Raw genomic sequence first — 26,872 nt, forward strand, 5'->3', positions numbered from 1 at the left:
GGTCCTGCCGCTCATGATCGCGCCTCGTACTGCAGCACATCCCTGGCGTCTATCACCAGTTGCACGGGCCTGCCCTGCTCGAAGCCCGGGGTGCCGTGCTCCTGGACGATGCTCATGAACCGCGCTCCGGCCCCTTCGACCCGGTAGTTGCTGTACACACCGTGGTAGCTCACGGAGCGCACCGTGCCGGGGATCGCCGTGGCACCCGGCGGTACGGCATCACCGGGTTCCGCCATCCGGACCTTCTCCACTCTCAGGTAAGAGGACTTGGCCGGGTCGAGCCCCGCTCCGCCGGAGCGGCGGAGCAGGTCCAGCGACTCGGCCGAGAGCCGATTGGCGTCGCCGATGAAGTTGCACACGAACTCGCTGGCCGGCGCCGTGTACACCGTGCGTGGGGTCCCCACCTGCTCGATCCTGCCCCCGTCCATCACCGCCACGCGGTCGCTCAGGGCGAGCGCCTCGTCCTGGTCGTGTGTGACATAGACCGTGGTGATGCCGAACTGCTCCTGGAGCTCCTTCAGCTGCTGTCGGAGCTGATGGCGCAGTTGGGCGTCCAGGTTGGACAGCGGCTCGTCCAGCAGCAGAATCTTGGGTTTGAGTACCAGGGCCCGCGCGATGGCCACCCGCTGTTGCTGGCCTCCGGAGAGCTCGGTGACCGGCTTGTCCATCTGCTCCGCGCCCAGGCTCACCTCCCGGGCGATCGCCTCGACCCTGTCCTCGGTCTCGGACTTGGAGACTCTGGCGGTTCTCAGGCCGAAGGCGATGTTCTCCCGGACGGACATGGCGGGGAACAGGGCATAGCTCTGGAAGACCATGCCGATCTGGCGCTTGTGGCTGGGCAGCCGGGTGACCTTGCGGCCCTGGATGAGGATCTCGCCACGGCTGGGCTGGACGAGACCGGCCAGGGCGCGCAGCGCGGTGGACTTACCGCAGCCCGACGGCCCGAGCAGGGTGAAGAACTCCCCCTCGTTGATGTGGAGTTGATAGTCCGGCAGCGCCACGAAGTCCCCGAAGCGGACCTCGATTCCGTCGAATGTGATCACGTTCTGGTCAGCTCTTCACGTCTTCGAGCGTGACCTTTTCAACCCATTTGTCGATGTTCTTGGCGACGAGGGTCCAGTCGATGGCCTGCGGAGTCAACGAGTCGGTCTGCTTGATGGCGTCCTGGTCCGCGTTCGCCACCGCCTTGGTGTTGACCGGAGCGGTGAAGAACTTCTTCGACCACTTGGCCTGGATGTCGGCGCTGCCGAACCAGTTGATGAACTTCTCCGCCGTCTTCTGCTTCTTGGTGCCCTTGATCATCGCCACCTGCTGCACGGCGAACGGCACACCCGTCTTCGACTTCACCGGCTCGGTGGAGATCCCGAACTGCTTCTCGCGGACCACCTTGCCCGCCAGCCACATACCGCCGGCGTTGACCTGCCCCTTCTTCATCCTGGAGTAGAGGTCTTCGCCCTCGACGGCGGGGCTTCCGGCGGCGAAGTACCGCTTGACCTGGTTCCAGCCCTCGGCGCTGACGCCCAGTTCGCCCTTCGGGTCCGCGTATCTGGCGAGGATGCCCGCCAGGATCATCTGGGGGGTGGCTCCGCCGAGATCCCTGGGAACCTCGTACTTCCCCTTGAACTGCTCCTTGGCCCACAGGTCCGTCCAGTCCTGCGGGGCGTCGGCAGGGGTCCGGTAGGCGGCCTTGTTGTACACGAGCATGACGGGCTCACGGACGATGGGCCAGAACTGCTTGCCCTGCGCGTCGCCCAGCGAGGGGTCGACCTCACCGGCCCACGACGGGGTGAAGGGCTGCAGCACGCCCTGACCCTTGAGTTTTTCGAGAAAGACGTTGTTCAGCCCGAAGGTGACGTCCGCCACCGGGTTGTTCTTCTCCGCGGCCAGGCGGTTCATCACGTCACCGCCGCCGAGGTCGACGATGTTCAGCGTGAATCCGGCGGCCTTGGCTTCCTTCTTGAGCCAGTCGCCACGGCCGTCGGAGACGGAGTTGCTGTAGATGACCAAGGACTGGCTGCCGCCGCCTGCCTGGCCGGGAGGGGTACAGGCGGTCGCCAGCAGTACGCAGCCGAGCCCTGCGACAGCTCCGGTGAACACAGTACGACGCTTCATGGGACGGCTCCGAGAACGAGGGGGGATACATCGATGAGAGCGCGTACATCCTCGATCGTCACAGCCCATATCCATGGACTCCAGAAGTCGAACCGAAGAGATGATCGCGCGTTCATTTGGAACTGTGCTGTGCGTCCGTGACGAGTTCCCCTCGGGAAGGTTGCGTGATGCTGAACCTTGCGGTGGCACTCCGCACTCTCCGGTCGACGCTCTGCAGCGTGCTCAGTGGTGAAGCCGCCAGAACGACAGCGACTCGATGCTGCTCGCTCCGCCGGACGAGGGCGGGCGTTTCTTTCGGATCACCTGGGGCGGCCGGGCCGCGCCACTGCTTCAGGCTGCTGTCCCGGCCGCCCAACGCGGAGAGCGCGGTGGCCGGGCCTGGTAGCGAGGTGACCCACCGGAGGGCTCTCAGCCCGGGAGCAGTCGTACCTGAGCGTCGGGGAGCTTGGCCCACCAGTAGTGGTAGCGGCGGTAGACCGCCGCTACGCGGTCGGCCAGCAGCGTGGTCAGGGAGCGGGCCTCCGCAGCGAGTCCGTCCCACGCCGCGGGCGGAAGGTCGTGGAAGGCGGTGGCCTCGATGCCGCCGTCGACCGGGCGCCACACGCCGGCGACATGGCCGTCGACCAGCAGCGTGGGCAGCACGTCGCCGTTGATGCGGATCACCAGCCGGCGGTAGGCCGGGGGGATCACACGGCTTCGGTCGGCGCAGGCGAGGAGGATGCTGTCCCACATCGCCATGAGCCGGGGCGGGGCCGGGGTGTCCTCGGGCGGGCGCGGGGCGCCGGGGATGTCGAACAGCGTGCTGCCGTCGGGCCCTTCAAGCTGCTCGACGGCGCCGTCGAGGGCGCGGAGCGCCTGGCGGACGGGCGCGCGCCGCACCATGGCGAACTGCGCCACGTCCGCCACCGACGCCGGTCAGCCCTTCCAGATACCGCAGGATGAGGGGCGTCAGCGCCTTCGGCGTCGTCTCCCGCCCCATGGGCGCGGGGCCGGTCCGCGCCGCGACGTACGACGGCCGGGTGCCGAACGACCACGGCCCGCCCGTCGGGACATGGTGCAGTGGCGCGTACGCCCGCAGCCCCCGCCACGCTCCGGCTCGCTTCTCCGCGCCGAGCCGCTGTTCGAGCCACGCCTCCATCTCGGCGGCGGTCCGCGACTGGTCGGCGAACGTCAGCAGCTCCGGCACCAGTTCGTCGCCGTCCGCGGGGGTGAGCCCCCGGGGGCCGCGCACAGCGCAGCCAGGCGGCGAAGCGGTAGCCGAGACGCGAGGCGTACAGCGTCGACTGCATCGCCTCGCGGAAGCACTGGTAGTCGTCGGCGTGGACCGCGTGCAACGTGATCCGCATCAGGGTCGCTTTGACGACCGTACGTCGAGTGAAGGCGGCGTCCAGATCGTCCGGAGCGAAGCCGGTGAGCCGGTTCCACAGCGCGAGGTACGGCGAGGCGGCGTGCTGAGCCTGCAGCGCCACGACGCGACGAACTCCGTCGACGACGCCCAGCGGCTTGCGTCCCAGCAGCAGTTGGCGGCTGAGGGTGGCCCGGTTGAGTTCGCGCGCGGTGATCTTCACGGTCGAGGATTGTGCCGTGGACCGGCCACGGCCGCCAGCGCCCGCGCATACCCGTACGGTGGCAACGGCGCGAGATGGAGGAGGAGCGATGGACGGGATCTGGGCAGGGGTGCGGGAGCGCGTGCTCGCGCTGCGGAAGGCGCCGCGGTGGTGGGTGGTGTTCGGCGCCGACTACCCCGACCACGGCCACAACTTCGAGCTCCTGCCCGTCCTCACCGAGGAGCAGTTGCGGGCGGTGGAGCGGCGGCTCGGGGCCGAACTGCCCGAGGAATACCGCACGTTCCTCTTGGAGGTGAGCGCCGGCGGCGCGGGCCCCGACTACGGCCTGTTCCCGATGAAACCCCCCAGTCCCGACACCCCGCCCGCCACCGGCCACTGCGCGCTGCCCTTCCGCCCCGAGCTCACGGCCGAACTCGACGAACACGAGTACGCGGAGCCCCGGGGGGCCGACTACCAGGACGACGATGTCTTCGCCACCGCCTACGCCGCCTGGGACGCCCGCCACGACGAACTGCTCGACGCCGTGACCGAGGGCACCCTCTGCATCAGCTCCCAAGGCTGCGCGTACTACTCGCTCCTCGTGGTCACCGGCCCGCTGCGCGGCACCATGTGGAACGACGTACGGGCCCTCGGCGAGGGCGTCGCGCCGGTCGAACTGCGCGGCAAAACGGGGCACGTCTCGTTCGCGGAGTGGTACCTGGACTGGCTCGACTACGCGGAGCGCCGCGCCTGGGACGAGACGACCGAGCCCCCGCCACGCCTCCAGTTCACCTCCGACCAGACCGCCCGCGGGCGCTGAGGACGCGTCCCAGGTCGTACGTCGGCCACCGTCGGCTTCGGGGGCGAGACGACCGCCTGGGCCTCGGCCACACCCCTACGTCAGTCGTCGCCGTCGTCGACCCAGAATTCGGCGCAGCGGCGGCAGCGGCCTCCCCAGCGTGGCGTGTCCCAGTCGTGTTCGATGACGACGTACCGGTCCATGTCTCCGCAGCGGTGGCAGATGTGGACGTAATCGCAGGGCGTCGCCTGCCGGTTCCGGGTGACGTACTTGGGCCGCCGCTCCGGCGGCAGGTCGGCCACCAGGGAACCTCGGTAGAACTGGTGCCGGTAATACTTGCGTTCGTGCCCGCACTTGGCGCAGACCGCCAGCGTGGCGCACACGTGGTCCGTAGGACTGTCCGGCCCGTACCGGTGGGTGAGGCGGGTGTGCAGAAGCCGATCACAGTGCACACAGCACTGTTGCCGCAGGCACGGCTCCGAAGCGGGCGACACATACGTGACCCTGTGGATCCCGGCGCGGCACAGCGCGCGCCGCACGACCCCGCCGCGTGTGGTGGTGTTCATCGTCGGCAGTCATTCCCGCGGGCGTCCGCCCCCATGCGTGCGGCGCCACACCGCCGACGGATGTGTGAGCGGCCTTGCAGCGAGTGGGCAAGACAGCTAACCTACAACCAAATGGTTGTAGATGAATCGACCGACGAGACAGTGGACCGCCTGTTCCACGCGCTGGCCGACGCCACCCGCCGTAGCATCCTCCGCCGCTGCGTGCGGGACGAGCTGTCGGTGTCGCGGCTGGCCGAGGTCTACCCCATGAGCTTCGCCGCGGTGCAGAAGCATGTGGCGGTACTGGAACGGGCCGGGCTGGTCACCAAGCAGCGCCGCGGGCGGGAGCAGCTCGTGCGGGCCGACCCCGAGGCCATAGTCCGCGCGCGGCAGGCGCTCGACGAGCTCGAGACGGCCTGGCGCGGGCGAGTGAATCGGATGTCCCACCTGCTCGCGCAGGACACCGACCCCGACGAGAACAACCCGACGGAAGGACCCGACAGATGAGCGTCACCAGCGTGGACAAGGACTTCGACAGCCTGACCCTCACCCTGATCGCCGACTTCGCCGCGCCGGTCGACCGGGTGTGGCGACTGTGGGCCGACCCGCGGCAGCTGGAGCGTTGGTGGGGACCGCCGACCTACCCGGCGACCATGGAGCAGCACGATCTGACCCCAGGCGGAGACGTCACCTACTTCATGACCGGTCCTGAAGGCGACAAGCACCGCGGCTGGTGGCGGATCACCTCGGTCAACCCGCCGACCTCCCTGGAGTTCACCGACGGCTTCGCCGACCCGGACGGGACACCGAGCATCGACATGCCGACCACCACGGTGCGGGTGCGGCTCACCGAGCACGACGGCGGCACGCGGATGGAACTGCGCTCGGCCTACGACTCCCGGGAGCAGATGGAGCGGCTGCTGGAGATGGGCATGGAAGAGGGACTGCAGCAGGCGGTCGGCCAGATGGATGCCCTGCTCGCCGACTGACCCGATCCGATCCGGCCTCGCAGTCGGCCACATCGAAGACGGAGCAGACCCAGATGACACACGATCCCGACGGAGATCCCGCCGCGGTGGCCCCGGGCCTGCCCTCGGACACCGGCAGCCGAAGGATGGCCTGGGCGGCGATGCCACGCGAGGTGACCGCTCGGGTCGAGCGGCTGCTCGGCAGCCCGGTGGCCACCGCCGTCAGCCAGCCGGGCGGGTTTTCCGAGGGGCTGGCCGCGCGGGTGCGCCTGGCGAACGGCAGACGTGCGTTCATCAAGGCGGCAAGCTCGTTGACAGCGCCGGCAGTGGCGGACTTCCACCGTCGGGAGATCGCGGTCTCGCGGCGGCTTCCCGGAGAGGTGCCGGCGCCGCGGCTTCTGGACGCCTACGACGACGGCACCTGGGTGGTACTGGTCTTCGAGGAGATCCCCGGACATCTGCCCGCTCAGCCGTGGCAGCCGGACGAGCTCGACAGGGTGATCGCGGCGGTCACCGAGATGGCGACGGTTCTGACGCCGTCCCCCGTCGAGGCGGCGATCTTGAGCAAACCGCGCCTCGGCGGGTGGCCGGCTCTGGCGGAGGACCCCGCTGCCCGGGCGAAGGTGGAGAAACTGTCACCGTGGGCGGCCCGCCACTTCGATGCACTGGTCGCCCTGGAAGAAAACGCTTCGCTGGATGGCGGCACGCTCCTGCACGGAGACCTGTACCCGTTCAACATCATGCTGACCGCAGACCGTGTCTTCGTCGTCGACTGGCCGCACGCCTGGATCGGGCCCCGCCACTGCGATGTCGTCACGCTGCTGTCGAGCGCATCCCTCAGCGGTGTGGATCCACAGCCGATCGCCGAGAGCCACCCGCTGACCCGCGCACTCGACCGCGTCCAAGTCGACGAAGTACTGGCATCGCACGCGGGTTTTCTTCTGCGCTCCGCCGCCTCGGCCGGACCGGACACCGATCGCAACCTCGTGGCCATGATGACCGCGTTGGGCCTCGCCTCGCTGCGCTGGCTGGAACGGCGGCTTTGAACCGGCGCTCAGCGGCCCTGCTGGTGGCAGGATTTACGCATGACCGATACCTGGGAAGTGACCTGCCGTCCCCCGTGGAAGCGCCCCCTCTGGTTCTTCGTCGGGCTCGGGGCGGCCGGGGCGAGCCTGGCCGTGGTGCGCATGGTGTTCTGGGGCAGGCTCCTGGATGTGTGGCTGGGCGCCGGGCTGCTTCTCGCGCTGGTGGGCATCGCCTCGCTCCACGCTGTCACCGCCCAGGTGAGCGCCGACGCGGACGGCCTGCGCTCCCGGACACTGCTGCGCCGCCGGAGCGTGGCGTGGCGCGACATCGCCGACCTGCGCGTACGCCTGAAGTACGCAAACACCCCTCGGGTGCAGGAGACCCGTCGCGTCAGCGTGGTGCTGCGCGACGGACGCAAGCGGCTTCTGCCTCTGCCACAGAGCTTGTCACCCCACGACCCGGACTTCGACGCGAAGCTGGAAGCGCTCCGCGCACTGCACCGCCGCTACGGAGCCCCGGAGTCGAGCCACCTCCGCGTCGTCTCGTACCGCACCGCCGGGCGCGGCTGGGCCGGGTCGCTGGGCCTGTGCGCGCTGCTGCTCGCGGGCGCGGGCCTGGCCGCGTGGTTCGTGCCGAGCTTCGCGTCGGACGAGCGGGCGTGGCGATCGGCCATCCCGTGCACCGCCGGGACGCCCGCCACGGAGCGCGACACATGCCTGACCACCCTTCCGGCCGTGATCGCGCGGACCGAGGCCAACCCGCCCAAGCAGCGCAGCTGGCTGTACTTCACCGACGGCCGGCCACTGGAGCGACTCATGGTCTCGAGCGACGCCGCCGGGGAGTTCCAGGCCGGCGACAGCGTCGAGCTGACCGTCTGGCGCGGCCAGGTGAGGGAGGTCGCCGGAGAGGGCCATGTGTGGCGCGAGCACATCCCCGGCGCAGGGGAACTGGCCGTCCTCGCGGCCGTGTTCGCCCTCGCCGCGGGCTACCCCGGCGCCCAGGTACTGCTGCGCCTGCGCGGGCGCCGGCTGCCCGACGACGAGGTCCTCCCATCGGCCCTTCCGTTCGCGGCCGCGCTCGCCGGTACCGCCCTGTGGTTGCTGCCGCTCTGCTACCTCCACCCCACGACCCTGCTCGCCTCCCCTGCCCCGATCACCTGGGCGGCCACGGGCTCGCTGGTCACACTGGCCCTGTTCGCCTGGGCCTGGCGCGCCACCCGCGTCCGTGCGCCCGGAGCGTTCGGGGCGACCGGAGCGGCCCAAGTGCCCGAAGTGGACGCCGAGAAGGAGACGGAGGCGTTCCTGGCCGCCCGCTTCCTGGAGCACACCGACTACAACCCGCTCGGCTTCGGCACCCACATCGTCCTCGGAGGCGGCCCGCCCGCGGTGACACCCCACCCCGGGCCGGGCCGGTTCGCGGCGAAGCGGATACCGGTGGAGCGGCTCACCGTCAAGAACGTGCGGCGCGCCCGGGGCAGCGACGGCGACACCGTCCCCAGAAGCTGGCACATCGCCGAACTCGACGACGCGGGCGAGCCGGTTCGCCTCGCGGCCGCCCCGGACGACCTGACCCGCATCATCCGCGAGCTGGGCCCTGCGAAAGCCCCCGCGAACACCGCGAGCACCGGGCCATGACCGCCTTCGGGCCGTCCCCGGCGGTCCGTTCAGGTCAGCCCGCCAAAAGTTCCACGTCCGCGCCGTCGCCGAAGGTGAGGCGGCAGGTGTCGGCCCGGTAGGTGGCGACGGCTACGGCGACCGTGTGGCCGGCCGCCGTGTAGCGGGTGGTGACGAGGAGGACGGGGGCGCCGGGCAGACGGTCCAGTTGTTTGGCGTCGTCGGCGCGGGCGGAGCCCAGTTCGACGGACTGCTCGCGGCTTTCGAGTGCGACGCGGCGCAGTTCGCGGAGGACCGCGCGGGCGCGGGGGGCGCCCGGCGGGGTGTCGATGGCGGTGAGGCCGGGCACGGAGCCGGACGGGACGTAGAGGAGCTCGGCGGCGATCGGCTGACCGCGGCTGACACGGGCGCGGCGCACGGTGTGCACCAGGGTGCCGGGCGGGATTTCGAGGAGCCGGGCGACCGCGGCGGGCGGCGCGGCCTCCGTGCTGTCGACGGGCTGCCAGTCCGCGTCGTCCGCGTCCTCCCAGCTGTGGGCCTGGTCGCCGACCGCGACGCCCATACGGGGCGGGGCGACGGTGGTGCCCACGCCCCGGCGGCGCTGCAGCCTGCCCTCCAGCTCGAGCTGTTCGAGGGCCTGCCTGAGGGTGGCGCGGGCCACGCCGAAGCGGGCCGCGAGCTCACGCTCGTTGGGCAGGATCTCACCGACCGCGAACTCCGAGTCGAGCGCGTCGCTGAGCACGGTCTTGAGGTGCCAGTACTTGGGCTCCGGCACCGTGTCGAGCTGCGTGGTCCCCACCCTGTCCTCCACAACAGATCTACGCGCTTGATATGTGTGTTTCTTTATTAAAGGTTGTTGCAGTATCTAGTCCGACCATAAGGCGGCGCGGTGACTTGGTCAAGACCAATCCACGGGCCGCCGGGCCGCCGGGCCGCCTAGAATTCCGGCATGACGTCACAGGCCTACCTCTCCGAACTGTTCTCGCTGGACGGCCGGGTCGCCGTGGTGACCGGCGGCAGTTCGGGCATCGGCCGCGGTATCGCCGGCGCCCTGGCGCGCGCGGGCGCGAGCGTCGTGGTGGTGGCACGCAGGGAAGCGGAGTTGGCCGCCACCGTCGAAGAGCTGACGGGGCTGGGCTGCCGGGCGGCCCGGGTGAGCGCCGATCTCGGCACCCGCGACGGTGTGCGCGCGGCGGCCGAGGAGGCGGCCGCGCTGTTCGGGGAGCCCGACATCATCGTCAACAGCGCCGGGATCAATCTGCGGCCCCCGATGGGCGAGCTCGGCGAGGAGGCGTGGGACACCACGATGGCGGTGAACCTGGAGGCGCCCTATCTGCTGGGGCAGCGGTTCGGCCCGGGGATGGCCGAACGGGGCTTCGGCCGGATCATCCACATCACCTCCCAGCAGGCGCACCGGGCGTTTGTGCAGAGCGGCGCGTACGGAGTGTCCAAGGGGGCGTTGGAGTCGCTGGCCCGGTCACAGGCCGAGGCGTGGTCGCCGTACGGCGTCACCTGCAACACGCTCGTGCCGGGGTTCGTGATGACACCGCTCAACACGCGGCTGTCCGCCGACCCCGAGCGGGTGGCGGCGCTGGCCGCGCGCACGATGGTCGGGCGCAACGGCCTGCCCGAGGACTTCGCGGGCGCGGCGGTCTTTCTGGCGAGCCGCGCCTCCGACTATGTCACCGGGCAGTCGATCTTCGTCGACGGCGGGTTCTCCGTTCACTGAGCCGCGTCCGCCGGGGGCACCTGCGCCAGCTGTGTCAGGTGTGTCAGCTTGTCGGGGTTGCGCATGATGTAGACGGCCTGGATCCGGCCGTCGGCGACATCGAGGGACAGGGCCGTGTCGGGACGGCCGGCCGAGAACAGGACCATCGCCGGGCCGCCGTTGAGCTCGGTGAAGACCAGCTCCGCGTCCGGGACGGTGTCCTGGCCCACCGCCGTCAGGAAGCGGGCGATCTTGTCCGCCGTCTCCATGATCCGCAGCGGCGCCTTGGACTTGCCGTCGGTGTCGCCGATGAGGCGCGCATCGGGCGCCAGCAGTGCGAGCAGCCCCTCGAGGTCGCCGCCCTGCGCGGCGGTCAGGAAGCGCTCCGTCAGGTCACGGCGCTGCCCCGGGTCCACCTCGAACCGCGGCTTGCGCTCCTCCACATGGCGCCGCGCCCGCCCGGCCAGCTGCCGCACCGCCGCCTCCGTACGGTCCAAAGTGGCGGCGATCTCCCCGTGCGGGAAGCCGAAGGCCTCGCGCAGCACGAACACCGCGCGCTCCAGCGGTGAGAGCGACTCCAGGACGACGAGCACGGCCAGCGAGACGGAGTCGGCGAGTACCGCCCGCTCGGCGGTGTCCGGGACGGTGTGGCCGAAGTCGGTGGCGATCGGCTCGGGCAGCCACGGGCCGACGTACGACTCGTGGCGGGCCTGCACCTGCCGCAGCCGGTCGATGGCGAGCCGGGTGGCGATCCGTACGAGATAGCCGCGGGGTTCGCGCACCGCCTCGCGGTCGGCGCCCGACCAGCGCAGCCATGCCTCCTGGACGACGTCCTCCGCGTCCGTCACCCGACCCAGCATGCGGTAGGCCACTCCGGTCAGCAGGGAGCGGTGCTCTTCGAAGACTGCCGTCGCGGTGTCGGCCGCGGTGTCAGAAGTGGCCACGAGGCCCATCATCCCACCCCGCCGGGGCATGACACGCACCGGGTCTACCCCTGGGTAACTCCCGCTGACATCCTGTCTCGCGACGTCACCGAGTCACCACATCAGCACGACACCGCGTCACCGAGTCACCATGTCGCCTGGAACCGACGAGGAGCCGCCGTATGGCCGCCACCATCACCTTCCCCATCGACACGCCCACCGGGCGGCAGCCCGCGCGCGTCGTCTACGAGCGGCGCGGCGCCGGCCGGCCCCTGGTGTTGCTGCACGGCATCGGACACCACTGGCAGGCCTGGGAGCCGGTGCTGGACATCCTCGCCGTCGAGCGCGAGGTGACGGCCGTCGACCTGCCCGGCTTCGGGGAGTCCTCCGCGCTGCCGGACGGCGTCGGGTACGGCCTGGAGGGCGTGGTGCCCGTGCTCGCCGCGCTGTTCGAGGCGCTCGCTCTCGACCGTCCGGACGTCGCCGGGAACTCCCTGGGCGGGCTGCTCGCCCTCGAACTCGGCCGCCGAAAGCTCGTACGGTCGGTCACCGCGCTCGCCCCGGCGCGGTTCTGGAGCGAGGCCGAACGCCGCTACGCCTTCGGGGTGCTGACGGCCATGCGGGTAGGCGCCCGGGCGATACCGCTGCCGCTGATCGGCCGGCTGGCGCGGACGGCGGCGGGGCGGGCGGCGCTGACCGGCACCATCTGCGCCCGGCCCGGGCGGCGTTCGGCCCCGGCGGTGGTCGCCGAGGCGCGGGCCATGCGCGAGGCGACCGGGTTCGAGGCCACCCTCGCGTCCGGGCGCGGAGTCGTGTTCACGGACGACGTCCCCGACGTGCCGGTCACCATCGGCTGGGGCACCCGCGACCGGGTGCTGCTGCCCCGTCAGGGCGTCCGGGCCAAGCGCGCGATCCCCGCCGCCCGGCTGGTCCGCCTCCCCGGCTGCGGCCACGTCCCCATGAACGACGACCCGGCCCTCGTCGCCCGCGTCGTCCTGGACGGCAGCCGCTGACCGGCCGCGCGCGCCGAAGGGGCGCGCCGCCCGCGCCGGAGGCGCTGATGTGTGCTGTGAGGGGGAGAACGCGCGCAGGCCCCGAGGCTGCGATCGCCGCGTGGCCGACCGTCGGCAGGGGGTACCCCCGGCCGAAGGCTGCGGGAGGCTCAGGCGCCCCGGCGGGGGCGCCCCCGGCTACCGCCGGGAGGTACCTCCGCCCAGCGGTGGCCGGGCGAGAACCGAGCCGCGGCCCACCAGGCCCGAGCCCAGGGCCACGCCCAGGGCGACCAGGAGGCTGCCGACCGCCTGCGCCGGGCCGTAGCCGCCCGCGCCGACGAGCGGTGCGGTCGCGGCGGCGGAGACGGGGATCAGGCCGGAGAACAGGGTGGCCCGCTCGGCGCCGATCCGCTGGACGCCGACGTACCAGCAGACGAAGCCGACGACGGTGACCACGGCCGCCTGCCACAGCAGCGCCGCCGTCTCTCCCCCGTCCGGCACCCTCAGCCATCCCGCGCCGTCGAGCACCAGGCCGAGCAGCGCGGACTCCACGGCAGCGAGGCCGCAGGCCGCGGCGGACAGCAGCCGGGGGCCGAGCGGCCGCAGGACGGGGACGGCGAGTACGGCGAAGCCCACCTCGCCCGCGAGCGCCCCCACCGACCACAGCAGCCCGGCCGTGTCCGTACGCCCCCACCCCTGCACCGTGATCGCGCCCGCGGCGACAGACAGCGCCCCCGCGACCACCACCGGGGCCGGGCGCCGCCCGTCGAGCGCGGGCGCGATCACGGCGACGACCACGGGCGCGCAGCCGACGAACACCCCCGGCACCGCGGGCTCCGCACTGCCCTCCGCCGCGAGCACGGCCAGGTTGAACCCGACCATGCCAACGGCCGCGAGCGCCGCCAGCCGCCCCCACTGCCGCCCGCTCAGCGCCCGCAGCGGACCCAGCACCGCCCGCCCACCGCGCCCGGCGAGCGGCAGAAGCAGGACGCAGGCGAGGCCGTAGCGCAGTGCCTGGCCTCCCGCGTGCGGGTAGTGGCCGAGCACGCTGTTGGCGGTGAACGAGGCACCGACCAGGCAGCACGCCAAGCCCGCGAGCAGCGCCCCCAGCAGCCCATGGCGCGACCGCCCGCCACCGCCGTGCCCCGGCGTCGCGCGGGGCGCGGCGACACCCTCCGCGGCGACACCCTCCGCGGCGAGACTCTCCGCGGCGACATCCTCCGCGGCGACGGTCTCCGCTGGGCGGACGGCCGGCCTGGGGTCGGCGGCGGCCGGGTCGGCCATGGCGAGCGGGTCAGCGGGGCGCGCCGGGCCAACGGCCCTGGTGGGGATCGCCGGTTGGGCTCGGCCGAGCCGACCGGCCGGGCGCGCCGGACCGGCCGTGTCAGGGGCGCCACCGGCGCCGAGCGGGACAGCCGGGCCGCCGACACCGGCCGCATTCGTACCGCCGCCGGCGGCACGGGCGGCGCCGCCACGGCCCGCCGCCCGGCGTACGCCCCGGGCCTCGCCGGGCCCGGGGCCGACAGGGCCGGGCGAGCCGGCAGGGCCTGCCGTGGCGTCGGTGATGACGGGGTCGGCGGCCGCCGGGACGGTCGTGGCGGCCGGGTCGGTCCGGCCCGCCGGACCGGCCGGGTCAGGGACGCCATCGGTGCCCAGGGCGTCGGCCGGGCCGCCGACGCCGGCAGGACGAGCGGCGCCGCCACGGCCTGCCGCCCGGCGCACGGCCCGCGCCTCGACCGGCCCGGGGCCGGCGGCGCCGGCGGTGGCATGGGTGGTGGCGTCACCGGCGGTGGCTCGACCCGCCGGGACGGCCGGGCCACCAGCCGCGGGTGTACCCGTATCGCCTCCGTCCGCGCGGCGCGGCGCGCCGGGTGCGGGGGCGTCTGGGGGCTCGGGGGTGGCAACCGCGGGGCGGTGGCGCCCCGCCGGTACCGTGCCCTCGGGGAGATCGCTTCGTTTCATGGCGCCGACGCTAGGCAGCCGACCGGCACCCTTTAAGGTCCAATCCGATGGCTGATTCACGGACCACTTCCTGGACCGCCGCCTGGGAGTTGCTGCTCCCCACCGCGGCCGCGCCGCCCCGTCGGCGCGGGCGGATGCTTCAGTCCGCGCTGCGCGAGGCGGTGCGCTCCGGGCGGATCGCCGCCGGGACACGGTTGCCGTCCAGCCGGGAGTTGGCGGCCGATCTGGGGGTCTCGCGCGGGCTTGTGACCGACGCGTACGAGCAGTTGACGGCCGAGGGGTACCTCAGCAGCAGCCGGGGCTCGGGCACCTGGGTGAGCGGGGCGGCGCAGACCGCGGCGGTGCGGGAGCACAAGCGGCCGGTCTCCGGCGGCGCGCCGGAGACCGGATTTCTGCCCGGCACCCCCGATCTGTCGCTGTTCCCGCGCGCCGCGTGGTCGGCGGCGCATCGCCGGGTACTGGCGCGCCTTCCGCACAGCGGGCTCGGCTATCCGGATCCGCGCGGGCTGCCGGAGTTGCGGGCGGCCGTGGCGGGGCTGCTCACCCGCCGCCGTGGGGTGGTGGCGGACCCGGAGTCCGTGGTGATCTGCTCGGGCGTCGCGCAGGCCATGACGCTGCTGGGCTTCACGCTGGCCGGTCTTGGCCACCGGGCCGTGGCGGTGGAGGACCCCGGCAGCCCCGAGCACACCGCGCTGCTCTCGGCGGCGGGCCTGACGGCCGTCCCCGTGCCGCTGGACGCCGAGGGGCTGTCGCCCGCCGCGCTGGCCGCGTCGGGCGCGCGGGCCGCCCAGCTCACCCCCTGCCACCAGTTCCCCTCGGGCATCGCGTATTCGGCGCGGCGCCGTTTGGAGCTGCTGGAGTGGGCGCGCGCCGCCGACGGGCTGCTGGTGGAGGACGACTACGACGGCGACTTCCGCTACGACCGGGCACCGGTCGGCGCGCTGCAGGGCCTCGACCCGGCCCGGGTCGCCTATGCCGGCTCGGTCAGCAAGTCGCTCGCCCCGGGGCTGCGGCTGGGCTGGCTGGTGATACCCCAACAGCTGGTGGACCTGGTCGTGGAGCGCAAGCGGACCATGGATCTCGGCAATCCGGCGCTGGATCAGGCGCTGCTGGCCGAGTTCATCGAACGCGGCGACTACGACCGGCAGTTGCGGCGCTGCCGGCGCGCCTACCGGGAGCGGCGCGACGCGCTGGTCGCGGCGCTGGCCGAACACTTCCCGGGGACGGAGGTGACCGGGATCGCCGCCGGGCTGCATGTCATCGCGCGGCTGCCACGGCGGTACGGACCCCAGGCGCGCTTCCTGGAGCGCGCGGCGCGGGCGGGGGTGGCGCTGCGCCCGCTCGCCGACTACGGGCATCGGCCCGGGCGCGTCCCCGCTCGCCCGCACACCGCCCGCGCTGCCACGGACGACGGAGCGGACGACGGACACGTACGTCTGGTGATGGGCTACGCCCATCTCTCTCCCGCCCGGATCGCCCAGGCCGTGGCCCTGATCGCCAATGCCGGGGTCCCGGGCCTTCCCGCCGCCCCGCGGTGAGTTGTTCACTGTCCGTTCGAATGCGAGGCATCTGGCACCGATAGCAACGGGACCGCACACCGCACAGCGGTTCCATGAACAACGGGAGGTTCGGCATGGCGCGGGAATCCGACAGATCCGATAACCGAGGGCTCGAGCGGCGGCAGGTACTGCTGGGGTCGGCGGCCGCGTCCGCCGGGCTGGCGCTGCCGGCGCTGGCGTCGTCGACGGCGTCCGCCGCGCCCGCGCAGGCGCTGTCCGGGCGGCCGAGCGCCCAGTGGGGCGTCCAGGTGGGCGATGTCACAACATCCTCGGGCCTGGTGTGGGTGCGCTCCGACCGTCCGGCCCGGATGGTCGTCGAGACGTCCGCGACCGAGTCGTTCGCGAAGGCGCGGCGCTGGCGGGGCCCGGTGCTGGGGGCCGGCAGCGACTTCACCGGCACCACCGCGCTGCACGGGCTGCCGCCGGGCAGCCAGGTCCACTACCGGGTGCTGCTCGCCGACCCGGACGACCCGCGCCGCACCGGCGAGCCGGTGTACGGGACGTTCCGCACCGCGCCGGCCCGCCGTCAGGGGGTGCGGTTCGTGTGGTCGGGCGACCTGGCCGGGCAGGGCTGGGGCATCAACCCGGACCTCGGCGGCTACCGGATCTTCGAGGAGATGCGGCGGCTGGACCCGGACTTCTTCCTGTGCAGCGGTGACAACATCTACGCCGACGGCCCGCTGACGCAGAGCGTGGCGCTGCCCGACGGCCGCACCTGGCGGAACATCACCACCGAGGAGAAGTCCAAGGTGGCCGAGACGCTCGCGGAGTTCCGGGGCAACTTCCGTTACAACCTGCTTGATGCCAATCTGCGCCGATTCAACGCGCAGGTGCCGACCATCGTCCAGTGGGACGACCACGAGGTCCTCAACAACTGGTACCCGGGCGAGATCCTCACCGACGCCCGCTACACCGAGAAGAACGTCAACGTGCTGGCGGCACGCTCGCGGCAGGCGTTCAGCGAGTACTTCCCGATCTCCACACTGCGGCCCGACGGCGAGGGCCGGGTGTACCGGGTGCTGCGGCACGGCCCGCTGCTCGACGTGTTCGTGCTGGACTGCCGTACGTACCGGAACGCCAACTCGCCGGACCGGCAGCCCGAGGACACCCAGGGCATCCTCGGCGCCGAGCAGCTGGCCTGGCTCAAGCGGGAGCTGTCGGCGTCGCGCGCGGTGTGGAAGGTGATCGCCTGTGACATGCCGCTGGGTCTGGTGGTCCCGGACGGGGCTACGGACTTCGAGGCGGTCTCGCAGGGCGACCCGGGGGCGCCGCTCGGCCGTGAGCTGCAGATCGCGGAGCTGCTGCGGCACATCAAGCACCGGAAGATCACCGGCACGGTGTGGCTGACGGCGGACGTCCACTACACCAGCGCCCAGCACTACGACCCGTCGCGGGCGGCCTTCAAGGACTTCGCCCCGTTCTGGGAGTTCGTCTCCGGGCCACTGAACGCGGGCTCGTTCCCGGCGGTGAAGCCGGACGGCACCTTCGGGCCGGAGCAGCCCTTCGTCAAGGCGCCGACCAGGGCGAACGTCTCACCGGCCGAGGGCTTCCAGTTCTTCGGCGAGGTGGACATCGACGGGCACAGCGGCGAGCTGACGGTCCGGCTGCGCGAGCTGGGCGGAGGGGTCCTGTTCACCAAGGTGTTGCGCCCCGGGCGCGTCGGCCAGTGACGCGCGGGGCCGGGCTCGTACCGTACGAGCATGTCCACCACCGGCCCCGTATCCCGTCTGACCTACCCGGAGACAGGCGCCACGCGGCAGTGGCCGCTGCCCGCCGGCTACCGCCATCTCCGGGCGTGCGTCCCGGTGGGCCGCGGCCCCGACGCGTTCGGGGCCGCGGGCCGGGCGCTGATGGACTGGCGCATGCACCGGGGGCTTGGTCTGACGGTGCGCTGCTGGGAGCCGACCGCCGTGGCGGGCCTGCCCGTGGTGATCGGGCTGGGGGTGGGGCGGCTGCGGCTGCGCGCGCCGTGCCAGGTGGTGTGGACAGTGGCGGAAAAAACACGGACCGGCTTCGCGTACGGGACGCTGCCCGGGCACCCGGAGCGCGGCGAGGAGTCGTTCGTCGTCAGCCTGGAGCGGGACGGGGCCGTTATGCTCACGGTGACGGCCTTCAGCCGCCCGGCGGCCTGGTACACGCGTGCGGCCGGGCCATTGGTGCCGCTCTTTCAGCGGGCGTACGCGCGGCGCTGCGGGGCGGTGCTGCGGCGGCTGGCCGCGGCATGAGAGCCTGAAGAAGCTGAAGTCCGTCAGGCTGTCAGGCCTCACCTTTCAACCGTTCCATTCCAGACAAAAACGGTTTCACACGGCAAATGCCCTCTTAACCCATCGGTCACAATGCGTTCGTGATCACGCAACACCCTTCGGCAAGGGTGTACGCATGACCCACGCGACCCCTCACGACCACACCCGGCGCCCCCACGGCTGGCGGCGCGATCTGGTGGAGCTGGCCGCCCGGTGGTCACGGCGCCATGCCAACGGCCCTGTCACGGACGGTACGGAGAGCACGGACGGCGCACCCGACGCGAACGGCACGAACGGTGCCCGGAGCGCCGACACCGCCCTGTGGCGGATGCGGACGACCGTACGGGACGCGCCCGGGACCCTCGCGGCGCTGTGCGTGGTGCTCGCCCGCCACGAGGTCGACATCCTGGCGCTGCAGACCCACCCGCTGGCTGACGGCACCGTGGACGAGTTCCTGCTGCGCGCCCCCGCCGGACTGCCGCCCGCCGAGCTGACCCACGCCGTCACGGCCGGCGGCGGCCGGGACACCTGGATGGAGCGGGCCGACACCCACGACCTGGTGGACGCGCCGACCCGAATCCTGTCCCTGGCCACCCGCACCGCCCTGGACGCCGCCGAGCTCCCTCTCGCGCTGCGCCAGCTGCTCGGCCGCTGCACCATCCGGTCACTGCCCGCCAAGTCCCTGAGCGGCCGCCCGCTGGACGGGGTACCGCCGGTCGAGGGCGTGCTGGAGGAGACCGTGATGCGGCTGCGAGACCCGTCCGGCGGCGCGATCACCATCGAGCGCTCGTACCTCCCCTTCACCCCGACCGAGTTCGCGCGCGCCCGCGCGCTGGTCGAGCTGGACGCCCGGCTGGGCCCGCGCGTCCCGCGCCGCCACGATGTGCTGACGCTGCCCGAGGGCAACGAGATCACCGTGCGCCGCGCCGACACCCGCGACCTGGACGGGGCGCGCGCGATGCACCAGCGGTGCTCGGCCGAGACGCTCGCCCTGCGCTACCACGGCCCGGTCGCCGACGCCGACCGCTACCTCGGCCATCTGCTGAGCCCCCGCTTCGGCCGCACCCTCGCCGCACACACCGCCTCCGGGCGGCTGGTGGCCCTCGGCCATCTGCTGTGGGACGGGGACGAGACCGAGATCGCGCTGCTCGTCGAGGACGAGTGGCAGCGGCGGGGCATCGGCGGGGAGCTGCTGCGGCGGCTGGTCGCGATGGCCACCGAGACGGGGTGCGAGAGCGTCTACGCCGTCACCCAGTCGGCCAACACCGGCATGGTCGCGGCGATGCGCGCGCTGGAGCTGCCGCTGGACTATCAGATCGAGGAGGGCACGCTCGTCATCACCGCCCGGCTCTCGCCCGCGGTGATCCCCTCGAGATGATCTCGGTCAGGTACGTAACATCCACATGCCCGTGACGCGACCCCTTCCGTCGTACGAGGATGGCCGCATGTCCGAGACCAATGACGCATCCCTGCCCCGCCAGGTGGCCGACGCCTACGTCGACGCCCTCATCGAACTCGATCCGATCACCGGCACCTACCTGGGGGTGCCCGAAAGCGCCCGGCGCCTGCCGGACTTCTCGCCCGCGGGGCAGGAGGCGCTCGCGGACCTCGCCCGCACCACCCTGGGCCGGCTCGGCGAGGCCGAGGCGCGGCCCGGTGCGGACAGCGACATCGAGCGGCGCTGCGCCCGGCTGCTGCGGGAGCGGCTGACCGCCGAGCTCGCCGTGCACGAGGCGCGGGAACACCTGCGGGCGGTCAGCAACCTCCACTCCCCGCTGCACGCCATGCGCGGCGTCTTCACCGTGATGCCGGCCGAGACCGAGGACGACTGGGCGGCGGTCGCCGCGCGGCTGCGCGCCGTACCGGCCGCCCTGGAGGGGTACCGCGCCTCGCTCGCCGAGGGGCTGCGGCAGGATCTGCCCGCCGGCCCCCGCCAGGTGTCCACGGTCGTCGGCCAGCTCGGCCAATGGATCGGCACCGCCGACACCGACCGCGGCTGGTTCTCCGACTTCGCGGCCGGCGGCCCCGAGGCGCTGCGCGCCGAGCTGGACGAGGCGGCGGCCGAGGCCACCGCCGCCTTCGCCACGCTCCGCGACTGGCTGCGCGATGTGTACGGCCCGGCGGTCCAGGGCACGCCGGACGTCGTCGGACGCGAGCGCTACCAGCGGTGGGCGCGCATGTGGAACGGCACCGACCTCGACCTGGACGAGGCGTACGCCTACGGCTGGTCCGAATACCACCGGCTGCACGCCGAGATGCGCACCGAGGCGGAGAAGATCCTCCCCGGCGCCACCCCCTGGGAGGCGCTGCGCCACCTCGACGAGCACGGCCAGGCCATCGAGGGCGTCGAGGAGACCCGCGCCTGGCTTCAGGGCCTCATGGACCAGGCCATCGAGGCGCTGGACGGCACCCACTTCGACCTGGCCGAGCGGGTCAAGCGGGTCGAGTCGATGATCGCGCCGCCGGGCACCGCGGCGGCGCCGTACTACACCCAGCCGTCGGTGGACTTCTCACGGCCGGGCCGGACCTGGCTGCCCACCATGGGCGAGACCCGCTTCCCGGTCTACGACCTGGTCTCCACCTGGTACCACGAGGGCGTGCCCGGCCACCATCTACAGCTGGCGCAGTGGACGCATGTGGCCGACCGGCTCTCCCGCTACCAGGCCACGGTCGGCATGGTCAGCGCCAACGCGGAGGGCTGGGCGCTGTACGCGGAGCGGCTGATGGACGAGCTGGGGTACCTCACCGACGCCGAGCGGCGCCTGGGCTACCTCGACGCGCAGATGATGCGCGCGGTGCGGGTGATCATCGACATCGGCATGCACCTGGAGCTGGAGATCCCCGCCGACTCCCCGTTCCACCCCGGGGAGCGCTGGACGCCGGGGCTGGCGCAGGAGTTCTTCGCCCGGCACAGCGGCCGGCCCGCGGACTTCATCGAGAGCGAGCTGGTGCGCTACCTGGGCATGCCGGGCCAGGCCATCGGCTACAAGCTGGGCGAGCGCGCCTGGCTGGCCGGGCGCGAGGCGGCCCGCAAGGCCCACGGTGACGCCTTCGACGCCAAGTCCTGGCACATGGCGGCCCTCTCACAGGGCTCGCTCGGCCTGGACGACCTGGTGGCCGAACTCTCAGCGATCTGACGGGGTGAGGGGGTCGGGCCGGGCGCATCGCCGAGGCGGACGCATTGCCATGGCGGACGCATCGCCGTTGCGGCGCGGCCGCCCGGCTTCCTAAAGTCAGCCGCTATGAGCACCGTCTTCCTCTTCCCCTGCGATCCGCTCGCACCGCGGCGCGTCGACCCCGAGTTCGCCGAGGAGGCGCGGGCCGCCCGCGCCTTGGGGGTGACAGTGGCCCTGGTCGACCACGAGGCACTGATGTCCCAGGGCGCGGCGGACGCGGTCGCCCGGGTGCCGCGGGACGCCGGACCCGCGTGGTACCGCGGCTGGATGGTGTCGGGCAACCGATACGCCGAGCTGTCCGCGGCGCTCGCCGACCGGGGCTGCGCCCTGCTCACCTCCCCCGAGCGGTACCGCGCCGCGCATGAGCTGCCCGGCTGGTACGACACCTTCGCCGCGCTGACCCCGCGCAGCGCCTGGCTCCCGTCGCCTCCGGACCGGGCGCCGGGCGAGGCCGAGCTGGCGGACCTCGCCGCCCGGCTCGGCGGCGGCCCGGCCGTGGTCAAGGACTGGGTCAAGTCCCGCAAACACGAGTGGACCGAGGCCTGCTACGTCCCGGACCTGGCCGATGCGCCCCGCCTGGCCGCCGTCGTGGCGCGCTTCGTCGAGCTACAGGGCGAGTTCCTGACCGGGGGCGTGGTGCTGCGCGCGTACGAGCCGTACGCGCCGGTGGGCGAGGCCCGCGTCTGGTGGGTGGACGGCGAACCCGCCCTCGTCGGCCCCCACCCCGACTCACCCGAGCTGCGCCCTTCCCCCGACCTGGCGGCGGTGGCGCCGGCCGTACGGGAGCTGGGCTGCCGGTTCGTGACCACGGATCTGGCGCTGCGCGAGGACGGGCGGTGGCGTGTGGTGGAGGTCGGGGACGGCCAGGTCAGCGGGCTCCCGCGGGACGCCGACACGGACGCGCTGTTCGAGACGCTGGCTGCGGCGGGCGCGACGGGGCCTGGTGTCGGCAGCCGCGTAGGGCCGCGCTGACGGGGCGGATCGCGGACCGGCGGGGTCCGCCCGCGTCAGGTCCGCCCGCCCGCTCCGGCCGTGCCCCCGGCCGTACGGTGGCGGACCGCCGATCCGTCGCGGCCCTTCACCACCTCCAGCCGCACCGGGATGCGCTGGCGGAGGTCGGCGACATGGCTGACGATGCCGACCGTACGGTCCCGCTCGCGCAGCGAGTCCAGCACATCCAGGACCTCGTCGAGGGTCTGCTCGTCCAGGCTGCCGAAACCCTCGTCGATGAAGAGGGTGTCCAGCCGGGTGCCGCCCGCCTCGTCCGTCACCACATCGGCGAGGCCGAGGGCGAGCGACAGCGACACGAAGAAGGTCTCGCCGCCGGAGAGGGTCGCGGTGTCGCGCTCGCTGCCGGTCCAGGCGTCGATGACATGCAGGCCGAGCCCCGACCTGCCGCGGCCGCCCGTCCGTGCGTCGGAGTGCACGAGGGTGTAGCGCCCGGCGGACATGCGCCGCAGCCGGGCGCTGGCCGCGGCGGCGACCTGTTCGAGCCGCGCGGCCAGGACGTACGCCTCCAGGCGCATCCTCCGCTCGTTCTCGGCGGAGGTGCCCGCCGCGAGCGTGGCCAGGCGGGCCAGGCGGTCGTGCTCCTCGCGCAGCGGGGCGAGCCGCCGCGCGTCGGCGACGGCCTGGGCGGAGAGCCGGTCCAGCTCCTGGCAGCGGGTGCGGGCCGCCGCGTCCCGCGCCGACGCCTCGCGCAGCGCGCGGGTGGCCGCCTCGGCCGCCGCCTCGGCGGCGGTGGGGTCGGCCGGGGGCTCCTGCGCGGCCGCCACCACCTGCGGATCGGCCAGCTCGGCCGCGACGGCCGCGGACTCCGTCTGCCGCTGCTCCAGACGGTGCCGCAGCCCGCGCTGGTCCACCGCGGGCAGTACGGCGCGGGCCGCGGCGTGTGGCGTCTCGAAGCCCGCGCGGCGCGCGGCGTCGACGAGCCGCGCCCCGGCCTCCGCCAGCCGCCGCGCGGCGGCCTCGGCCTCCCGGACCGCCTCGGCGGCCCGGGCCAGCAGCCCCGCGTGACGTTCCAGCCGGGCGGCGCGCTCGGCCACGGTGGCGGCACCGCCGCGGGCCCGCTCCAACTCCGCCAGCAGCGCGGCCCGCTCCCGCAGCAGGGCCTCGCGCCGCGAGGTGCGCGCGGCGGCGCGCCGCTCGGCCTCCTGCCGCTGGGCCACGCGCCGCTCGTGCTCTTCCTCGGCGTGGGCGAGCGCCTCGCGCGCGGCGTGGCCGTCGGCCCCGGCGCCGCGGGCCTCGGCGAGCGCGGTCTCCAAGTCCGCCGCGGCCCGGTCCAGTTCGTCCGCCGTTCCGCCGCCCGCGGCGGCCTCCGCGCCCGCCAGCGCCTCCCGCAGCGACTGGAGCCGCCGCTCGGCCTCCTCCCGCCCGGCCTCCGCCCGCCGGTAGGCCGCCAGCGCGGCCTCCTCCGCCGTACGGTCCACATGGCCGGCGCCCGGGCGCGCGGGGCGGGGATGTTCGGTCGCCCCGCACACCGCGCACGGCTCGCCGACGCTCAGCCCCGCCGCGAGCTCGGCGGCGATGCCGCGCAGCCGCCGGTCCTTGAGGTCGAGCCAGCTCTCGTGCGCGGCGGCGGCCGCCTCGCGGGAGCGCAGCAGGCGCTGTTCCGCGTCGGTCGCCTGCCCGGCCAGGAGGTCCCGCCGCCGGGCGGCCTCGAGCCGCTGCCGGGCGGGGGCGAGCTGCCCGGCGAGCTGTTCGGCCCGGGTGACGGCCTCCTGCGCGGCCTCCACCCGCCGCGTATGCGCCTGGCGCGCCGTCTCCCACCCGGCGAGCCACTGCCCGGCCTCCTCGATCGCCTCCTCGTCGGCACGCGCCTGCCGGTCGAGCCCCGCGACCTCGGCGGCCACTTCCCCCGCCCGCCGCTCGGCCCGCCGCGCCGCGCCCAGCGACCCCAACTCCTCCCGCAGCCGCCGCTCCTCGGCGGCGAGCCGCCCGGCGCCCGCACCCGCGAGCCCCGGCATTCCCACCTGCGCCCGGCCCCCCTGCCCCGAGCCCGCGCCTGCCGCCCCGCCGACGGACCGCTCGGCGCCGTCACCCGCAGGGCCGGACGCATCACCCCGCCACCGCGCCCCGCTCACGACGGACTCCGCCCCCGGCTCCTCCCCCACGCTCCGCTGCCCCGCGGCGGACCGCTCGGCGTCCGCCGAAGGCAGGTCCGCTGCCCCGGGTCGCCCGGGGAATCCCCGCGTCGGGGCGTCCGCGCCAGCCGCGTGGCCCGGTCCCGCATCCGGCGACTCAGTGGCCGCCTGCCCGGCGGCAGCGCCCGCCGGCGGACGCCCGGACCCCGCCGCTCCAGTGCGCGGCACCGTCCCGTCGGCGGCGCGGCGCGGGCCCGGGAGCCCGATCTCGCCGGGCGCGGGAACGTCCGCCGAGTCCGCCCCCTGAGGGTCCAGGTCGGGCTCCGCCGCCAGGTGGGTGCGGGCGGTGTGTTCGGCGGTAGCGGCGGTGGTGTGGTCGCGTTCGGCGGCGGCGTGGAGTTCCAGGGCGGGGACGACGGCGTCGGCCGCGCGGGCCTGTTCCAGGCGTGCGCGGGTCAGGTCGTACTCGGCGCGCCGGCGCTCGAGCTCGTCGGCGCGGTGGCGGGCCTCGGCGTGGCGGTGCTGGAGGCGGGCGCGTTCGCGTTCGGCGTCGGCCGCGCGGCGGGCGGCCTGGTGGGCGGATTCCGCGGCCTGGACCGCGGCGAGCGCGATGTCCTGCCGCTCGCGGGCGGTCGTACGGGCGATGGCGGCCCACTCCAGTACGGCGTCGGCCAGCCCCGGCCGACCGGGGGCGAGGTCCGGCAGCGGTTGATCGTCGGGGCCGGGGGCGGGGCCGGCGGCCTGGGACATGCGGTGGGCGAGGGCGAGCAGCCGTTCGTCGCCGCCGACGACCTGCTTCTCCGCGGCGCGCCGCAGCTCGGCGAGGCGTTCCTCGACGGCGGCGAAGCGGCCCGTGTCGAAGAGCTTGCCGAGCAGCTTGCCGCGGGCCATTTCGTCGGCGCGCAGGAAGCGGGCGAAGTCGCCCTGGGGCAACAGCACCACCTGGCAGAACTGCTCCTTGCTCATGCCGAGCAGCTGGGAGATCTCTTCGCCGATCTCCTGGTGCGAGCGGCTGAGCGCCTTCCACTCCCCGGCCCCGGCGAGATATTCGCGCAGCCGGCTCTGCGCCTTCTCGCGCGTGGTGCCGGTGCCGCGCTTCTTGGGGCGCGGCTGTTCGGGGCGCCGGGTGATCTGCAGGCGCCGTCCGCCGACGGTGAGTTCGAGGACGACCTCGGTGGAGGTGTGCGGGTCGGCGTGGTCGCTGCGCAGGGACAGCCCGCTGCCCTGCCGGGCGCCGGGCACCTGGCCGTACAGGCCGTAGCAGACCGCGTCCAGGACGGACGTCTTGCCCGCGCCCGTGGGCCCGTGCAGGAGGAAGAGCCCGGCGGACGAGAGCTCGTCGAAGTCGACCTCCTGGGTGGTGCCGAAGGGGCCGAAGGCGGTCATGGCGAGGCGGTGCAGCCTCATCGGCCCGCCTCCCCCGCGGTCCGGGCGGGCTCGGCCTCGCTGACCCGTACGGTGTCCAGCGCGGCGCCGAGCGCCGCGCGCTCGGCCTCGTCCGGGCCGCGCCCGCCGCGTACATGGGCCACGAAGTCCTCCGCGATCTGCCGGTCGGTGCGGCCGCGCAGCCGCTGTGCGTACGAGGCGAGCGGGTCCTCCGGGGCCCGCTCGGGGTCGAAGACCAGGCTCAGCAGGTGGGGGAAGCGCCGCGTCAGGCGGGGCATCGGCTCGTGGGGGCGCGCGGGGTCAGTGAGGGTCGCCTCGACCCAGGCGTCCTCGTGCCGCTCCAGGTCCGGGTCGGCGAGCAGTTCCTCGATCCGGCCCCGGATCCGGGCCAGCGGCCGGGGCACCGGGCAGTCGACGCGCTCGGCGGCCAGGGCGGCGCCGGGGCCGAGGTCGACGAGCCACATGGACTTGCGGTGCCGGGCCTCGGAGAAGGAGTAGGCGAGCGGCGAACCGGAGTAGCGGACCCGCTCGGTGATGGCCTGGCAGCCGTGGAGGTGCCCGAGGGCCACGTAGTCGACGCCGTCGAAGATCTCGGCGGGGACGGAGTCGACGCCTCCGACGGTGATGTCGCGCTCGCTGTCGCTGGGCGCGCCGCCGGTGACGAAGGCGTGCGCGAGGACGACCGAGCGGGTGCCCGGTGGCCGGGTGGCGAGGTCGGCGCGCACCCGGTCCATGGCGGCGCGCAGCACCGCGGTGTGCCCCGCCGCCTCCGCGCCCAGCGCCTCCCGCACCAGGGCGGGCTCGAGATACGGCAGTCCGTAGAGCGCGACGTCACCGTGGTCGTCGGCGAGGACGACCGGGGTCGCGCACCCCGCGGGGTCGGTGCGCAGATGGATGCCGGCCCGTTCGATCAGCCCGGCGCCGACGCCGAGCCGCCTGGCCGAGTCGTGGTTGCCGGAGATCATGACGGTCGGTACGCCGAGGTCGGCGAGGCGGTGCAGGGCGTCGTCGAAGAGCTCGACGGCGGCGAGCGGCGGCACCGCCCGGTCGTAGACGTCGCCCGCGACGAGCACGGCGTCGACCCGCCGCTCGCGCACGGTCGCGACCAGGTGGTCGATAAACCTCCGCTGTGCCGCGAGCAGGTTCACCCGGTGGAAGGACCGCCCCAGGTGCCAGTCGGATGTGTGCAGAAGTCTCACAGCCTCGCCCCGCCCCGCACGCTCGTTCACC

General features: G+C 73.7%; 22 protein-coding genes and 1 pseudogene. 13 read left to right on the forward strand and 10 right to left on the reverse strand.

All coding sequences use genetic code 11. From position 1 onward, the window contains the following. Positions 1-11 precede the first annotated feature (11 nt). The 4 genes and pseudogenes from ACWY4P_RS04415 to ACWY4P_RS04430 all read right to left on the reverse strand — a co-directional run. Complete coding sequence (locus ACWY4P_RS04415; RefSeq protein ID WP_456208780.1) at positions 12-1,043, reverse strand: ABC transporter ATP-binding protein; 1,032 nt, start codon at positions 1,041-1,043, stop codon at positions 12-14. Between the two features lie 7 nt (positions 1,044-1,050). Further along, entirely contained in the window at positions 1,051-2,112 is a 1,062-nt protein-coding gene (locus ACWY4P_RS04420) for an extracellular solute-binding protein (protein WP_456208781.1), read from the reverse strand. A 408-nt stretch (positions 2,113-2,520) separates the two neighbouring features. After that, positions 2,521-3,009, reverse strand: a complete 489-nt coding sequence (locus tag ACWY4P_RS04425; RefSeq protein WP_456208782.1) for a DNA glycosylase AlkZ-like family protein — start codon at positions 3,007-3,009, stop codon at positions 2,521-2,523. A gap of 167 nt (positions 3,010-3,176) precedes the next feature. Then, a pseudogene (locus ACWY4P_RS04430) lies at positions 3,177-3,680 on the reverse strand (DNA glycosylase AlkZ-like family protein); the annotation flags it as partial. A gap of 88 nt (positions 3,681-3,768) precedes the next feature. Here ACWY4P_RS04430 and ACWY4P_RS04435 point away from each other — a divergent pair. Next, on the forward strand, positions 3,769-4,479 hold the full coding sequence (locus ACWY4P_RS04435) for an SMI1/KNR4 family protein (protein ID WP_456208783.1): 711 nt from the start codon (positions 3,769-3,771) through the stop codon (positions 4,477-4,479). 80 nt (positions 4,480-4,559) lie between these two features. Here the strand turns inward: ACWY4P_RS04435 and ACWY4P_RS04440 are convergent, their stop codons facing one another. Further along, positions 4,560-5,024: a hypothetical protein gene (locus ACWY4P_RS04440; protein ID WP_456208784.1), complete on the reverse strand. Its 465-nt coding sequence runs from the start codon at positions 5,022-5,024 to the stop codon at positions 4,560-4,562. 111 nt (positions 5,025-5,135) lie between these two features. Here ACWY4P_RS04440 and ACWY4P_RS04445 point away from each other — a divergent pair, with 111 nt between their 5' ends. The 4 genes from ACWY4P_RS04445 to ACWY4P_RS04460 all read left to right on the forward strand — a co-directional run bounded on the left by ACWY4P_RS04445 (position 5,136) and on the right by ACWY4P_RS04460 (position 8,631). Then, the gene (locus ACWY4P_RS04445; RefSeq protein ID WP_456208785.1) at positions 5,136-5,510 is read left to right on the forward strand and encodes an ArsR/SmtB family transcription factor; all 375 of its coding nucleotides are present in this window, start codon (positions 5,136-5,138) and stop codon (positions 5,508-5,510) included. Beyond that, positions 5,507-5,992, forward strand: coding sequence for an SRPBCC family protein (locus tag ACWY4P_RS04450; RefSeq protein ID WP_456208786.1), 486 nt, complete (start codon positions 5,507-5,509; stop codon positions 5,990-5,992). Before ACWY4P_RS04445 ends, ACWY4P_RS04450 begins: the two co-directional genes overlap by 4 nt. A 140-nt stretch (positions 5,993-6,132) precedes the next feature. Further along, a complete protein-coding gene (locus ACWY4P_RS04455; protein ID WP_456208787.1) occupies positions 6,133-7,017 on the forward strand; it encodes an aminoglycoside phosphotransferase family protein in 885 nt (294 codons plus the stop codon). A gap of 39 nt (positions 7,018-7,056) precedes the next feature. Beyond that, on the forward strand, positions 7,057-8,631 hold the full coding sequence (locus tag ACWY4P_RS04460; protein ID WP_456208788.1) for a PH domain-containing protein: 1,575 nt from the start codon (positions 7,057-7,059) through the stop codon (positions 8,629-8,631). Positions 8,632-8,665: 34 nt separating this feature from the next. On the opposite strand, the gene ACWY4P_RS04465 is transcribed toward ACWY4P_RS04460, so the two are convergent. Further along, positions 8,666-9,409 carry a GntR family transcriptional regulator gene (locus ACWY4P_RS04465; protein ID WP_456208790.1) on the reverse strand — a complete coding sequence of 248 codons (744 nt, stop codon included), beginning with the start codon at positions 9,407-9,409 and terminating at the stop codon, positions 8,666-8,668. 150 nt (positions 9,410-9,559) lie between these two features. Here ACWY4P_RS04465 and ACWY4P_RS04470 point away from each other — a divergent pair, with 150 nt between their 5' ends. Continuing rightward, positions 9,560-10,339 carry an SDR family NAD(P)-dependent oxidoreductase gene (locus ACWY4P_RS04470; RefSeq protein ID WP_456208791.1) on the forward strand — a complete coding sequence of 260 codons (780 nt, stop codon included), beginning with the start codon at positions 9,560-9,562 and terminating at the stop codon, positions 10,337-10,339. On the opposite strand, the gene ACWY4P_RS04475 is transcribed toward ACWY4P_RS04470, so the two are convergent. Beyond that, the gene (locus ACWY4P_RS04475) at positions 10,333-11,271 is read right to left on the reverse strand and encodes an RNA polymerase sigma-70 factor (RefSeq protein ID WP_456212808.1); all 939 of its coding nucleotides are present in this window, start codon (positions 11,269-11,271) and stop codon (positions 10,333-10,335) included. The genes ACWY4P_RS04470 and ACWY4P_RS04475 overlap by 7 nt on opposite strands. A 152-nt stretch (positions 11,272-11,423) precedes the next feature. Between ACWY4P_RS04475 and ACWY4P_RS04480 the strand changes: the two genes are divergently transcribed. Further along, positions 11,424-12,254, forward strand: coding sequence for an alpha/beta fold hydrolase (locus ACWY4P_RS04480; protein ID WP_456208793.1), 831 nt, complete (start codon positions 11,424-11,426; stop codon positions 12,252-12,254). A 177-nt stretch (positions 12,255-12,431) separates the two neighbouring features. Here ACWY4P_RS04480 and ACWY4P_RS04485 read toward each other — a convergent pair whose 3' ends face one another. Continuing rightward, positions 12,432-13,334: a DMT family transporter gene (locus ACWY4P_RS04485; protein WP_456212809.1), complete on the reverse strand. Its 903-nt coding sequence runs from the start codon at positions 13,332-13,334 to the stop codon at positions 12,432-12,434. 908 nt (positions 13,335-14,242) lie between these two features. Here ACWY4P_RS04485 and pdxR point away from each other — a divergent pair. From pdxR to ACWY4P_RS04515, 6 genes are all read left to right on the forward strand, one after another. Further along, complete coding sequence (gene pdxR / locus ACWY4P_RS04490) at positions 14,243-15,733, forward strand: MocR-like pyridoxine biosynthesis transcription factor PdxR (RefSeq protein WP_456208795.1); 1,491 nt, start codon at positions 14,243-14,245, stop codon at positions 15,731-15,733. A 95-nt stretch (positions 15,734-15,828) separates the two neighbouring features. After that, the gene (locus tag ACWY4P_RS04495; protein ID WP_456212810.1) at positions 15,829-17,424 is read left to right on the forward strand and encodes an alkaline phosphatase D family protein; all 1,596 of its coding nucleotides are present in this window, start codon (positions 15,829-15,831) and stop codon (positions 17,422-17,424) included. A gap of 30 nt (positions 17,425-17,454) precedes the next feature. After that, positions 17,455-17,979 (forward strand): DUF1990 family protein, encoded by a 525-nt coding sequence (locus ACWY4P_RS04500; protein WP_456208797.1) that lies wholly within the window; start codon positions 17,455-17,457, stop codon positions 17,977-17,979. A 154-nt stretch (positions 17,980-18,133) separates the two neighbouring features. Further along, positions 18,134-19,375, forward strand: a complete 1,242-nt coding sequence (locus ACWY4P_RS04505) for a GNAT family N-acetyltransferase (protein ID WP_456208798.1) — start codon at positions 18,134-18,136, stop codon at positions 19,373-19,375. A 67-nt stretch (positions 19,376-19,442) separates the two neighbouring features. Further along, on the forward strand, positions 19,443-21,134 hold the full coding sequence (locus ACWY4P_RS04510) for a DUF885 domain-containing protein (RefSeq protein WP_456208799.1): 1,692 nt from the start codon (positions 19,443-19,445) through the stop codon (positions 21,132-21,134). A gap of 105 nt (positions 21,135-21,239) precedes the next feature. Then, a complete protein-coding gene (locus ACWY4P_RS04515; RefSeq protein ID WP_456208800.1) occupies positions 21,240-22,145 on the forward strand; it encodes an ATP-grasp domain-containing protein in 906 nt (301 codons plus the stop codon). Positions 22,146-22,180: 35 nt separating this feature from the next. On the opposite strand, the gene ACWY4P_RS04520 is transcribed toward ACWY4P_RS04515, so the two are convergent. Beyond that, entirely contained in the window at positions 22,181-25,663 is a 3,483-nt protein-coding gene (locus ACWY4P_RS04520) for an AAA family ATPase (RefSeq protein WP_456208801.1), read from the reverse strand. Next, on the reverse strand, positions 25,660-26,841 hold the full coding sequence (locus ACWY4P_RS04525; RefSeq protein ID WP_456208802.1) for an exonuclease SbcCD subunit D: 1,182 nt from the start codon (positions 26,839-26,841) through the stop codon (positions 25,660-25,662). The genes ACWY4P_RS04520 and ACWY4P_RS04525 overlap by 4 nt, the downstream gene beginning before the upstream one ends. Positions 26,842-26,872 lie beyond the last annotated feature (31 nt).

Source organism: Streptomyces sp. LZ34, from assembly GCF_053890475.1.